At 74.6% G+C, this 12,861-nt stretch carries 12 protein-coding genes; 7 read left to right on the forward strand and 5 right to left on the reverse strand.

Translation table 11 applies throughout. The annotated features are described in order from the left end of the window. Positions 1-444 precede the first annotated feature (444 nt). From ACZ60X_RS30390 to ACZ60X_RS30400, 3 genes are read right to left on the reverse strand one after another with little or no spacing between them, the layout of a single operon-like run. Entirely contained in the window at positions 445-888 is a 444-nt protein-coding gene (locus ACZ60X_RS30390; RefSeq protein ID WP_469605155.1) for a hypothetical protein, read from the reverse strand. A 41-nt stretch (positions 889-929) separates the two neighbouring features. Next, positions 930-1,640, reverse strand: a complete 711-nt coding sequence (locus tag ACZ60X_RS30395; RefSeq protein WP_469605157.1) for an ABC transporter permease — start codon at positions 1,638-1,640, stop codon at positions 930-932. A 2-nt stretch (positions 1,641-1,642) separates the two neighbouring features. Beyond that, positions 1,643-2,563, reverse strand: coding sequence for an ABC transporter ATP-binding protein (locus tag ACZ60X_RS30400; RefSeq protein WP_469605160.1), 921 nt, complete (start codon positions 2,561-2,563; stop codon positions 1,643-1,645). A 113-nt stretch (positions 2,564-2,676) separates the two neighbouring features. Here ACZ60X_RS30400 and ACZ60X_RS30405 point away from each other — a divergent pair, with 113 nt between their 5' ends. The 3 genes from ACZ60X_RS30405 (at position 2,677) to ACZ60X_RS30415 (ending at position 5,786) form a co-directional block, all read left to right on the forward strand. Next, complete coding sequence (locus ACZ60X_RS30405; protein ID WP_469605162.1) at positions 2,677-3,831, forward strand: sensor histidine kinase; 1,155 nt, start codon at positions 2,677-2,679, stop codon at positions 3,829-3,831. A 40-nt stretch (positions 3,832-3,871) separates the two neighbouring features. Further along, on the forward strand, positions 3,872-4,528 hold the full coding sequence (locus ACZ60X_RS30410) for a response regulator transcription factor (RefSeq protein WP_469605164.1): 657 nt from the start codon (positions 3,872-3,874) through the stop codon (positions 4,526-4,528). Between the two features lie 100 nt (positions 4,529-4,628). Next, a complete protein-coding gene (locus tag ACZ60X_RS30415; RefSeq protein WP_469605166.1) occupies positions 4,629-5,786 on the forward strand; it encodes an ROK family protein in 1,158 nt (385 codons plus the stop codon). A gap of 28 nt (positions 5,787-5,814) precedes the next feature. On the opposite strand, the gene ACZ60X_RS30420 is transcribed toward ACZ60X_RS30415, so the two are convergent. Next, the gene (locus ACZ60X_RS30420) at positions 5,815-6,576 is read right to left on the reverse strand and encodes a GntR family transcriptional regulator (protein WP_469605170.1); all 762 of its coding nucleotides are present in this window, start codon (positions 6,574-6,576) and stop codon (positions 5,815-5,817) included. A gap of 246 nt (positions 6,577-6,822) precedes the next feature. Then, positions 6,823-7,707, reverse strand: coding sequence for an RNA polymerase sigma-70 factor (locus tag ACZ60X_RS30425; RefSeq protein ID WP_469605172.1), 885 nt, complete (start codon positions 7,705-7,707; stop codon positions 6,823-6,825). 153 nt (positions 7,708-7,860) lie between these two features. On the opposite strand from ACZ60X_RS30425, the gene ACZ60X_RS30430 reads away from it, so the two are divergent. From ACZ60X_RS30430 to ACZ60X_RS30445, 4 genes are all read left to right on the forward strand, one after another. After that, the gene (locus ACZ60X_RS30430) at positions 7,861-8,514 is read left to right on the forward strand and encodes an NADPH-dependent F420 reductase (protein ID WP_469605174.1); all 654 of its coding nucleotides are present in this window, start codon (positions 7,861-7,863) and stop codon (positions 8,512-8,514) included. A 135-nt stretch (positions 8,515-8,649) separates the two neighbouring features. After that, positions 8,650-9,480, forward strand: a complete 831-nt coding sequence (locus tag ACZ60X_RS30435; RefSeq protein ID WP_469605177.1) for an alpha/beta fold hydrolase — start codon at positions 8,650-8,652, stop codon at positions 9,478-9,480. 132 nt (positions 9,481-9,612) lie between these two features. Then, positions 9,613-11,196 carry an alkaline phosphatase D family protein gene (locus tag ACZ60X_RS30440; protein ID WP_469605179.1) on the forward strand — a complete coding sequence of 528 codons (1,584 nt, stop codon included), beginning with the start codon at positions 9,613-9,615 and terminating at the stop codon, positions 11,194-11,196. Between the two features lie 168 nt (positions 11,197-11,364). Beyond that, on the forward strand, positions 11,365-12,819 hold the full coding sequence (locus tag ACZ60X_RS30445; RefSeq protein WP_469605181.1) for a GNAT family N-acetyltransferase: 1,455 nt from the start codon (positions 11,365-11,367) through the stop codon (positions 12,817-12,819). The last annotated feature ends 42 nt before the right edge of the window (positions 12,820-12,861 follow it).

Raw genomic sequence — 12,861 nt, forward strand, 5'->3', positions numbered from 1 at the left:
CCACGACCAAGGCCCAGTAACGACGACCGGGCCAGCTCAACCGGCCACGCAGCACCGCGCAAGCCACCGGCCCCGCCCGGGAACCCCCATGACGACAACCGGGCCAGCCCCCGGCTAGGCGTCACCGCACAGACCGACTTCCCAGACCCACAAGCCCCACGACCAAGGCCCAGTAACGACGACCGGGCCAGCTCAACCGGCCACGCAGCACCGCGCAAGCCACCGGCCCCGCCCGGGAACCCCCATGACGACGACCGGGACAGCCCGCCCAGCTACGGAGCACCGCCCAGACCGACGGCACCGGCCGGGGGCCCGCATGACGGCAATCGGGCCAGCTCACCCTGCCACGGAGCACCACCCGGGCCGACGGCCCCGCCCGGTGGCCCGCATGACGACGGTCGGGGGAATGCCGGCACGGCTGCCCGGCGGTGGGCGGCCGCGTCGTCATGGCGGGGGTGTCTCCGTGACCGTGGCCAGCAGCCGTATCTCGTCCGTGCCGTCCCGGTCGGCGACGCCGACGGCGAGCCAGCGGCCGGTGCCCGCCGGCTCCCACACGTCCAGTTCGTCGGCGAGCAGGCAGAGGGTGGACCAGGGCTCCGGTATCACCTCGCCCCGGCTCAGGCGCAGCCGCACCGTCAGCTGACCCCACGGAGGCCGGCGCCCCCAGCGGTCGTGCAGCCGCTCCGCCAAGGCCTCCCGGCAGGCTTGGAAGTCGGCCACGGCCCGCTCCCGCTGCTCGGCGTCGCCCGTGACCGTCCCCTGGCTCGTCGCTAACTCCACGGTCCGGTGGCCCGGCGCCGGCGCACCCGCCTCCGGCCGGCCGTGCCGCCCGGGAATCTCCGCCGCGCACAGCGACTCGATGGCGGTCAGGCACTTCGCGATGTCCATGCGATCCAGTAAAGCCGGACCCTCTGACATTTGGCGGGCCGTCAGGCGTCCCTGCGGTGCAGGCGCCACGCGCCGGCGACCAGCGCGGCCGCCGCCCACAGCGCGGTCACCCCGAGCCCGGTCCACGGGCCGAGGGAGCCGTCCCAGGCGCTGTGCAGGGTGACTTGGCCGGCCCGGTCGGGCAGGAAGTCGGCGGCGCCGCCGGACAGGTCACCGACGACGAAGGACACGGTCAGCACGAAAGGGACCAGCACGGCGAGGGTGGCGACGCCACTGCGCAGCACGGCGGCGAGCCCGGCGGCGAACAGCGCCATCAGGGTCAGCTGGGCACAGCAGCCGGCCGCGCCGCGCAGCCCCTCGCTCCACGCAGGACCGGAGGCGCCGAGGACCGCCTTTCCGACGACCAGGGTGACCAGCCCGGTGAGGAGGCCGACGGCCAGTACCGGCAGGGCGATCGCCGTGGCCTTGGCCGCGAACCACCGCCGTCGGTCCGGCACCGCCGACAGCGTCAGCCGCAGCGCACCGCCCCGGAACTCCGCGGCGACGGCCGTCGTACCGAAGGCGATGGCGGCGATCTGGCCGAGGTTCACGCCGAAGAACACCGAGTACAGCGGGTCCGAACCGGTGTCACCGGCGGCGCCGACGGCCGAGAACACCGTGGTGACGAGGAGGATTCCGGCCAGCGCGCCGAGGAGCGAGGGCAGCGTGCGGATCTTGATCCACTCGGCGTGGAGCACGGATGCGAACGGCATGGTCAGGCCTCCTGGGGCAGCGCGCTGAACTCGGCCTCCGCCGCGGTCAGATCGAGGTAGGCCTCCTCCAAGGTGGCCTCACGGGCGGCGAGTTCCAGGACGGGTACGCCCGCCTCGGCCATGACCCGGCCGATGTCGTCCACGCGCGCGTGCCGGACGGTACGTGCTCCGTCCGCCTCCGGGGAGGCGTCGATGCCGTGGCGGGAGAGGACGTCGTCCAGTGCGGCGGGGTCGGTGCTGCGGATCCGGACGTGCGGCCGCACGCGCGCGTGGATGAACTCCTGGAGCGGGGTGTCGGCCAGCAGCCGGCCCCGGCCGAGGATCACGAGGTGGTCGGCGAAGGCGGCGGTCTCTCCCATGAGATGGCTGGAGACCAGGACCGTACGGCCCTGCGCGGCGAGGCGGCGCAGCAGCGTGCGGATCCAGACGATGCCCTCCGGGTCGAGGCCGTTGGCGGGTTCGTCGAGGAGGATCACCTCGGGGTCGCCGAGCAGGGCGGCGGCGATGCCGAGCCGCTGGCGCATGCCGAGGGAGTACGTCCGCACCCGGCGCCGCGCCACGGCGGCCAGTCCGGTCTCCGCCAGGACGGCGTCGACCCGGCGGTCCGGGATGCGGTGGGTCGCGGCGAGGGCGCGCAGGTGGTCGCGGGCGGTGCGGGAGCCGTGCGCGGCGCGGGCGTCGAGCAACGCGCCCACCGTGCGCAGCGGTTCCGGCAGTTCGGCGTAGTCGCGGCCGCCGATGGTGGCGGTGCCGGAGGCCGGCCGGTCGAGACCGAGGACGAGGCGCATGGTCGTGGACTTGCCAGCGCCGTTGGGGCCGAGGAAGCCGGTGACGCGGCCGGAGCGCACACTGAAGGTGAGGTGGTCCACGGCCCGCCGCCCGCCGTACTCCTTGGTGAGGTCGCGTACGTCGATGCTGGTCATGGCACCAGCGTCGCCGACCGGTGCGGCCGGGTCCTCCCCCGCCGGTGCGGGGCCACTCCCCCGTGCGGGGGAGGCCCGTTGTCAGTGCCGGCTGCGACCATGGCGTCGTGGTCATGACCCGCTTCCCGCGCCCGCTGCTGCGTGGGACGACGTACACGCGCCTGCTGCACCTGTGGGTGCCGATGCTGATCGTCAGTCTCTGGCTCTTCATCGACATGTCGACTCCCTGGGTGCCCGCGCTGGTCCTCGTCCCGGTCGGCCTGCTGCCCGCGGTCAGGCTGGGCGAGGGGGTGCAGGCGCGGTTGCTGCTCACGCCGGGCGAGGCGGAGCCCGGTATCGCGCAGGCGCCGTCGGCGACCTGGCGGGACCGGCTGCGTACGGTGCTGTGGCTGGAGCTGCGGATGCTGCTCGGCGCGCTGACCATGTTCGCCACGGTGTGGCTGCCCGTCATCGCCTTCGAACTGGCCCGCTGTGCCTGGGGACAGGCGCCGTCGGGGGTGCCGCTGCCGGACGGGCTGCCCCCGCACCGCGCCTGGGCGCTGCTCACGCCGCTGCCGCTGCTCGCCCTGTACGGCGCGGTCGTCGGGCTCGGCGAGCTGATCACGGCCTGCGCGCGCCGGCTGCTGGGACCGTCGGCGGCGGAGCGGCTGGCCGCGCTGGAGGAGCGCACCGAGCAGCTGCTGGAACGCACGCGCATCGCACGCGAGTTGCACGACTCGATCGGGCACGCCCTGACCGTGGCCGTGGTGCAGGCCGGTGCGGCGCGGGCCGCGGGCGATGCGGAGTTCACCGAGCGGGCGCTGGACGCCGTCGAGGAGACCGGCCGGGCCGCGCTGCAGGATCTGGAGCGTGTGCTGGGCGTGCTGCGGGAGGCCGGGCGGCCGGCGAGCGGGAGGCCGGCGCTCGCCGACGCGGACCGGCTGCTGGAGTCGGCGCGGGCCTCGGGGGCGAAGGTCGACGCCGAGGTGACCGGCCCGGTCGCCGCCCTGCCGGGGCCGGTCTCGCGGGAGGGCTACCGCATCCTCCAGGAGGCGCTCACCAACGTCCTGCGGCACGCGGGAGCGGTGCCGGTGCGCGTCCGGATCGCGGTCACCGACGGCCGGCTCGCCCTGGAGGTCCGCAACCCCCTGCCGGGTCCCGTGCCGGCCCCCGGCCGCGGCAGCGGCCTGCGCGGCATACGTGAGCGGGCCGCCCTACTCGGCGGCACCGCCCGCACCGGCCCGGACGGGGGCGACTGGCAGGTGCGGGCGGAACTGCCGACCGGCTGACCGGGCGGGCCGGCCCGCCCGCCTGCTCTAGGCTGGCCGGATGCCCGTCACCGTACTCCTCGTCGACGACGAACCCCTGGTCCGCGCGGGTCTGCGGGCCGTGCTGGAGGCGCAGGCCGACATCGAGGTGGTGGGCGAGGCGGCCGACGGGGCCGCGGTGATCCCGCTGGTGCGGCGACTGCGGCCGGACGTGGTCGCCATGGACGTCCGCATGCCCCTGCTGGACGGGATGGAGGCCACGCGCGCGGTGCTGCGCACGGTGGACCGGCCGCCGAAGATCCTGGTGGTGACCACCTTCGAGGACGACGAGTACGTGTACGAGGCGCTGCGCGCGGGCGCCGACGGGTTTCTGCTGAAGCGGGCCCGGCCGGCCGAGATCGTGCACGCGGTGCGGCTGGTCGCGGAGGGCGAGTCGCTGCTGTTCCCGGCCTCCGTGCGGCGCCTGGCCGCCCGGTACGGCGACGGCGGGCGTCCGGCGCGTGCCGTGCTGGAGCGGGCCGGGCTGACGGAGCGGGAGGCGCAGGTGCTGCGGCTGATGGCGCGCGGGCTGTCGAACGCGGAGATCGCCGCGCGGCTGGTCGTGGGCACGGAGACGGTGAAGTCGCATGTGAGCGGCGTACTGGCCAAACTCGGCGCGCGTGACCGCACCCAGGCGGTGATCGCGGCCTACGAGTCGGGTTTCGTGGAGCCGGGCTGAGCCGCGCCGGTGCTCCCGTGCGCGCGGCCCGGCACTCGCCGGGGTGCGCCCGGCCGAGTACGATCCGGCCAACACCCCCCGCGAGCTGGAAGGACGGACGGTGGCGCAGCTGACCGGCGGCGATCCCTCGCTGCTGCGAAGGATCAATTCCGCGGTGGTGCTGCACGCCCTGCGCGGCACGGACTGTGCGACGCTCACGGAGATCACCCGGGCCACCGGGCTGTCCCGGCCGACCGTCGAGGGCGTCGTCGAGGGGCTGATGGAGGGCGGGCTCGTCGTGGAGACCGTCGCCGAGGAGGTCGGTGCGCGCCGTCAGGGGCGGCCCGCGCGCCGGTTCCGGTTCCGGGCCGAGGCGGGGCATCTGCTGGGCCTGGAGATCGGCCCGCACCGGGTCGCCGCGCTGCTGTCCGACCTGGACGGCCGCGTGCTGGGCACGCAGGCCAAGGAGGTCGACGAGGCGGCTTCGGCGGACGAGCGCCTGGACCGGTTGCGCGGTGCGGTCGCCGAGCTGCTGCGCCGGGCCGGGGTCGCTCGCGGTTCGCTGCGGGCGGTCGGCGTGGGCACGCCGGGCATCGTGGCGGCCGACGGCACCGTACGCCTGAGCACGGCGCTGCCGCAGTGGACCGGCCTGAGGCTGGGTGAGCGGCTGAGCCGGTCCTTCAAGTGCCCGGTGCTGGTGGAGAACGACGCCAACGCGGCGGCGGTCGCCGAGCACTGGAAGGGCGTGGCGACCGGCTCCGAGGACGTGGTGTTCGTACTGGCGGGGCTGAGCCCCGGCGCGGGCTCGCTGATCGGCGGGCGGCTGCACCGGGGATACGGCGGTGCGGCCGGGGAGATCGGGGCGCTGCATCTGCTCGGCCGGGAGGCGACGCCGGAGACCCTGCTGTCCACGACCGACGAGCCGCTGCATCCGCTGGACGAGCAGGCGGTCGCCGGGGTGTTCGCGCTGGCACGCGGCGGCGACCGGCGGGCGCGAGCGGCCGTCGAGCGGTTCATCCAGCGGCTCGTGCACGATGTCGCCGCGCTGGTGCTCGCCCTGGATCCCGAACTGGTCGTCGTCGGTGGGTGGGCCGCCGGGCTGGACGGTGTCCTGGAGCCGTTGCGCCGTGAACTGGCCCGGTACTGCCTGCGGCCGCCTCAGGTCGCGTTGTCGCTGCTGGGTGAGGCGGCCGTGGCCACGGGGGCGCTGCGGTTGGCTCTGGACCACGTGGAGGAGCAGCTGTTCGCCGTCGACGGCACGGTGACGGCCCGTCGGTGAGCGGGGCGGCGGGGGCCGACGCGGACGCTCAGGAGGCCTGCCGCTCCGGGTCGTGGTGTATCTCCACCCCCGCCGCGTCCCCGAAGGTCAGCCGGCACGTGTCGGCCCGGTAGGTCGCCACGGACAGGGCGGTCGTGCGGCCGTCCGCCACGAAGCGGGTCGTGACGACCAGGACCGGGGAGCCGGGGAGGCGGTCGAGGTCCCTCGCGTCGTCCGCGCGGGCGGAGCCGAGTTCGACGGAGCGGTCCTGGCCGTCCAGGGCCAGGTGCTGCAGTTCGCGCAGCACCGCACGCGCGCGTGCGGGACCGGACGGGGCGTCTATCGCGGTGAGCCCGGGGACGGAGGACGACGGGATGTAGAGCAGTTCGGTGGCGACCCGCTGGCCGTGGGACGTCCGGGAGCGCCGCACGGTGTGGACGGGCTCGTCGGCGGCGGTCTCCAGGGCCGCGGCGACGGCGGCGGGCGGCACGGCCCGGTCGCAGTCGACGGGCTGCCAGGCGTCCCCGGCGGCGCCCGGCCAGGCGTGCCGCTCGGTGCCGACGGCCACGCCGACACGCGGCGGCGCCACGGTCGTACCGACCCCGCGGCGGCGCTGGAGCCGGCCCTCCAGCTCCAGCTGTTCGAGGGCCTGGCGGAGCGTGGCGCGGGCCACGCCGAACCGGGCGGCGAGGTCACGCTCGTTGGGCAGGATCTCGCCGACCGAGAACTCGGAGTCCAGTGCCTCGCTGAGCACGGTCTTGAGGTGCCAGTACTTCGGTTCCGGCACCGATTCCAGCTGCGTGGTCCCCACCCTGTCCTCCGCAAGAGCCGTGGTCCGGCGGCTTTTAGCGCCCTTGTTTATTAAAGGTTGTTGCACTTCTCTGTGACCATAGGGCGGCCGTCACCCTTGGTCAAGACCAATCGTCGTTCCCTCGGGGAACGCAGCGGGACGCTGCCGCGCAGCGTTCACGAGGCGTTCGCACGCGCGCGTGGCTGTGACATCACGGCAAAGCCCCCGTCGCGGGACGGGGGCGTGCGCGGCGGGCGCGGCGCCCGGTCAGCGGGTGGGGAGGTGCCGCAGCTTGTCCGGGTTGCGGACGATGTAGACCGTCGTGACCCGGCCGTCGCTGATCTCGAGCTGGAACAGGCTGTCGGGCTTGCCGCCGTCCAGGACCAGCACGGCGGGACCGCCGTTGGCCTCCAGGAAGCGGTACGCCAGGGGCGGCGCGGCCTGCGGTACGACGGCGGCCAGGAAGCGGCCGACCTTGTCGGCGCTGTGCACGATCCGCGCGGGTGCCTTGGCCTTGCCTCCGCTGTCGCCGACCAGGCGGACGTCGGGGGCGAGCAGGGCCATGAGCCCGTCGAGGTCGCCGTCCGACGCGGCGACGAGGAAGCGCTCGGTCAGCTCGCGGCGCCGGGCGGGGTCGACCTCGTAGCGCGGCCGCCGTTCGTCGACGTGCCGGCGGGCCCGCCCGGCGAGCTGCCGTACCGCCGCCTCGCCGCGGTCGAGCAGCTCGGCGATCTCGGCGTACGGATAGCCGAACGCCTCCCGGAGCACGAAGACGGCGCGTTCCAGCGGGGAGAGCGACTCCAGGACGACGAGGACGGCGAAGGAGACGCTGTCGGCGAGCACGGCGCGGTCCGCCGCGTCCGGCGCGGTGGCCCCCGACTCGGTGACGTACGGCTCCGGCAGCCACGGTCCGACGTACGCCTCGCCGCGCGCCCTCACCTGGCGCAGCCGGTCGATGGCGAGGCGGGTGGTGACGCGCACCAGGTAGGCGCCCGGTTCGCGGACCTCGGCGCGGTCGGCACCGGACCAGCGCAGCCAGGCGTCCTGGACGACGTCCTCGGCGTCGGCGACGCGGCCGAGCATGCGGTAGGCGACTCCCATGAGCAGGGGCCGGTGTTCTTCGAAGACGTCGGTCGCGGTGTCGGCGCTCACCGGTCCATCCCATCCGACCCGCGCCGGGCTTGTCCAGTTCCGGCCGCTCCCGCCCGCCGACACGCGCCGGACGGAATCGGCCGGTCCGGCGGAGATCCGGATCACAATGACCGCGGACCGCCGGGGGCCGGCGGCCGGTGACGGAGGTGGCCGATGCGGTACGGGGTACTGGGCACGGGCGAGGTGGGCCGCACACTGGCCGGCCGGCTGGTGGAGCTGGGGCACGAGGTGACGCTGGGGTCGCGCACCAAGGACAATCCGGTGGCGCTGGAGTGGGCCACGGCCGCGGGCGGCCGGGCCCGCGCGGGCGCGTTCGCGGAGGCGGCCGGCGCGGGGGAGGTGGTCGTCAACGCCGTGGCCGGTCCGGTGGCGCTCGACGCGCTGCGCGCGGCCGGCGCCGAGAACCTCGGCGGCAAGGTGCTGGTGGACGTCTGCAACCCGCTGTATTTCGAGGACGGCGAGCCGCGGCTGGACCCGGTGGAGTCCGACAGCGTGGCCGAGCGGATCCAGCGGGCCTTCCCGCACGCGCGCGTGGTGAAGACGCTCAACACCGTCAACTGCCAGGTGATGGTGGATCCCGGCCGGGTGCCGGGGGCGCACAACCTCTTCGTGAGCGGAGAGGACGCCAAGGCCAAGGCACGGGTGACGGAGATGCTCGGGGAGCTGGGCTGGCCGGCGGAGCGGGTGGTGGACCTGGGCGGGATCCGCACGGCGCGGGCGACGGAGATGTACCTGCTGCTGTGGCTCACCATGTTCCGCCTCTCCGGCAGCCCGGACTTCAACGTCGAGGTGCGCAGGGCGGGTTGACCGCCGGCCGCCGGGGAACGCCACCGGGGGCTACCGGGCGGTAGCAATTGCTGACAAGCTGTCTACGACGACTGCCGGCGCCCGACCGCCGTCAGCAGTCAGAGCGTCCGTCAGCAGCCAGACGAGGAGCACCCCATGTCCGCTACCGTCTCCTTCCCGGTCCCCGGCCCGCACGGCCCGCAGAACGTGACCGTGTCCTACGCGCGCGTGGGCCGCGGCGAGCCGCTGGTCCTGCTGCACGGCATCGGCCACCACCGGCAGGCCTGGGACCCGGTGGTGGACATCCTCGCCACCGAACGGGAGGTGATCGCCGTCGACCTGCCGGGCTTCGGCGCCTCACCGGGCCTGCCGGACGGCCTCGGCTACACCCTGCCCGCCACCAACGCCGTGCTCGGCGCCCTGTTCGAGGCCCTGGAGCTGGACCGGCCGCATGTGGCGGGCAACTCGCTGGGCGGACTGCTGGCCCTGGAACTGGGCCGGGAGAAGCTCGTCCGCTCCGTCACCGCCCTCTCCCCGGCCGGCTTCTGGTCAGAGGCCGAGCGCCGGTACGCCTTCACGGTGCTGTCCGCGATGCGGGTCGTCGCCCAGCGGCTCCCGCTGCCGCTGGTGGAGCGGCTGTCGCGGTCGGCGGCCGGGCGTACGGCGCTGACGAGCACGATCTACGCCCGCCCCGCGCGCCGCCCGCCCGAGGCCGTGGTGGCCGAGACGCTGGCACTCGTCGGGGCCGCCGGATTCGACGCGACGCTGCGGGCGGGCCAGACGGTCCGGTTCACCGACGAACTGGCGGGCCTGCCCGTGACGGTGGGCTGGGGCACCCGGGACCGGATCCTCGTGCGCCGCCAGGGCGTGCGCGCCAAGCAGCTGATCCCGCACGCCCGGCTGGTCCGCCTGCCCGGCTGCGGCCACTGCCCGATGAACGACGACCCGGCGCTCGTCGCGCGGGTCATCCTGGACGGCAGCCGCTGAGCGGGGCGGGGGAACCGGCGCGGACGAACCCGCGCTTCCGGCCGGGTTCACCTCGGGTTCGGCTGTGCGCCGCGCCGCCCCAGTAGGTGTGGCTGTGCACACTGGCCGGATCCCGCCCCTGGAGGCACAGCAATGTCCCACCGTCCGTTCCCCGGCCGCCGCAGTGTCCTGCGCGGCTCCCTCGCCGCGTCGGCGGCCCTGACCCTGCCCGTCGGCCTCGGCGCGGCCCCGGCGTTCGCCCGCTCCGGGCGCCCCCGGACGAGCTGGGGCGTGCAGGCGGGCGACGTGACCGCGAACTCCGGCCTGGTCTGGGTGCGTTCGGACCGGCCGGCCCGGATGGTCGTGGAGACCGCCGCCACCGAGTCGTTCCGCAACCCGCACAGATGGCACGGGCCGCTGCTGGGCTCCGGCACCGACTTCACCGGCACCACCCGGCTGCACGGCCTGCCCGCGGGCGAGCAGATCCACTACCGCGTCCTGCTCGCCGACCCCGACGACCCGCGCCGTACCGGCGAACCGGTGACCGGCACCTTCCGCACCGCGCCCGCCGAGCGGCGCCACGGCGTGAGGTTCGTCTGGTCGGGCGACCTCGCCGGACAGGGCTGGGGCATCAACGAGTCCATCGGCGGCTACCGGATCTTCGACGCCATGGCCAAGGTCGACCCGGACTTCTTCCTGTGCAGCGGCGACAACATCTACGCCGACGGCCCCATCGCGCCGAGCGCCGCCCTGCCCGACGGCGGCGTCTACCGCAGCATCACGACCGAGGAGAAGTCGCACGTCGCGACCACCCTGGCCGACTACCGGGGCAACTTCCGCTACAACCTGCTGGACGAGGCGCTGCGCCGGTTCAACGCCCAGGTGCCGAACATCATCCAGTGGGACGACCACGAGGTCCGCAACAACTGGTACCCGGGCGAGGTGATCGGCACCGGCACCCCCTACCCGGCCGGCACGAAGCTCGACGACCTGGCACTGCGCTCGCGGCGGGCCTTCTCCGAGTACTTCCCGATCTCCACGATCAGCGGCCGCCCCGACGGCCGGATCTACCGTGTCGTGAACCACGGCCCGCTGCTCGACGTGTTCGTGCTCGACATGCGCACCTACCGCGACGCCAACTCCCCGGACAGCCAGACCACCGACCCGGTCGGCATCCTCGGCCGCGAGCAGCTGGAATGGCTCAAGCGGGAGCTGGCGAAGTCCCGCGCGGTGTGGAAGGTGATCGCCAACGACATGCCGCTCGGACTGGTCGTGCCCGACCCGGTCGAGGGCAAGCCGAACTTCGAGGCGGTCGCGCAGGGCGACCCGGGCGCGCCGCTCGGCCGGGAGCTGCAGATCGCCGAGCTGCTGCGGTTCATCAAGCACCGGCGGATCACCGGCACGGTGTGGCTGACGGCCGATGTGCACCACACCTCCGCCCAGCACTACGACCCGTCGCGGGCGGCGTTCAAGGACTTCGAGCCGTTCTGGGAGTTCGTCTCCGGCCCGCTCAACGCGGGCGCGTTCCCGGCCAACGACCTCGACGGCACGTTCGGTCCGGACCGGGTGTTCGTGAAGGCGCCGAAGACGGCGAACGTGTCGCCGGCCGAGGGCTACCAGTTCTTCGGCGAGGTCGACATCGACGGCCACAGCGGTGAACTGACGGTCCGGCTGCGCGAGTACGACGGCACCGTGCTGTTCACGCAGACGCTCCAGCCCGGCCGCGTCGGCCAGTAGGCAGCGGCGGGTACGCTTCACTCACACCGTGCCGCGCACCGGCGTCATCCCCCGTTGCGCGGCAGGGTCCCGCATCATTGAAAGCGGGACAAAAGGGGCGGAGCATGCTTTACCCATCGGTCACAAAGCGTTCGTGATCACGCAACACCTCTGCTGCACAGTGGGTGCATGACTCCAGAGATGTCCGATGTGACCCGTGTGAAGCACGGACGACCCGTGCACCACTGGCGGCGCGACCTCGTCGAGCTGGCCGCCCTGTTCACCGCCGTCGCGGTCGCCGACGGGGTGGCGAACCTGATCGGGCACGGCCCCGACGGTCCCGCCCTGCTGGTGATCTCGGCGCTCGCGCTCGCCGCGACGGCGGGCTTCCACACCTGGTGGGCACGGCGCCACGGCCACGCACCGCCGGCCGACGATACCGGCCCCCGGCCTGCCGCCGAGACGCCGCAGGCCGGGCCCGCAGGGCAGTACGGCACGGCGGCCGACGGCGCGGCCGGGGCCACCGCGCTGTGGCGGATGCGTACGACCGTGAAGGACGAACCGGGTTCGCTGGCGGCGCTGTGCGCGGCGCTCGCCGGGCAGCGGGTCGACATCCTCAGCCTGCAGACGCATCCGCTGGCCGACGGCACCGTGGACGAGTTCCTGCTGCGGGCGCCGGGCGCGCTCCCGGCCGCCGCGATCACCCGGGCGGTCGCAGAGGCCGGCGGCGCGTCCACGTGGATCGAGCGGGCCGACGCCCATGACCTGGTCGACGCCCCCACCCGGGTGCTGGGCCTCGCCACCCGCACGGCGCTGGACGCGGCGGAACTGCCGTTGGCGCTGCGCCAGTTGCTCGGCCGCTGCACGATCCGCTCGCTGCCCGGTACGCCCGTCGGCGCACGGCCCGGGACCGGGCCGGTGCCGGTGCCGGTCGAGGGGGTGCTGGAGGACACCGTCATGCGGCTGCGGGCGCCCGGCGACGGGGTGCTCACCGTGGAGCGGCCGTATCTGCCGTTCACGCCGACCGAGTTCGCGCGGGCCCGGGCGCTGGTGGAGCTGGACAGCCGGCTCGGGCCGCGCATTCCGCACGGTGAGGACGTGCTGACCCTGCCCGAGGGCGGTGACATCACGGTCCGCCGGGCCGACACCGGTGACCTCGAGGCGGCGAAGGCGATGCACGAGCGGTGCTCGCCGCGCACCCTCGGCATGCGCTACCACGGTCCGGTCGGTGACGCGGACCGCTACCTCAACCACCTGCTCAGCCCGCGCTTCGGACGCACGCTTGCCGCGTCCACCGCCTCAGGCCGCATCGTCGGCCTCGGACACCTGCTGTGGGACGGCGACGAGACCGAGGTGGCGCTGCTGATCGAGGACGACTGGCAGCAGCGCGGCATCGGCGCCGAACTGCTCGGCCGGCTCGTGAGGATGGCCGAGGAGGCCGGCTGCGCGAGCGTGTACGCCGTGACGCAGGCGTCCAACACCGGCATGGTCGCCGCGATGCGCGGCCTCGGGCTGCCACTGGACTACCAGGTGGAAGAGGGCACCCTGGTCATCACGGCCCGCCTGGACCCGGCCCCGGCCGGCTCCGGGGCACCGTACGACGCCGGCCGCTGCCACCTCGGCGACCCGGCCCGGCACGACTGACGCCGGTCACGCGGCACAACGGCCCGGTGCGTCCGGCACCGG

The sequence above is a fragment of the Streptomyces sp. NPDC104106 genome (genome assembly GCF_055584345.1).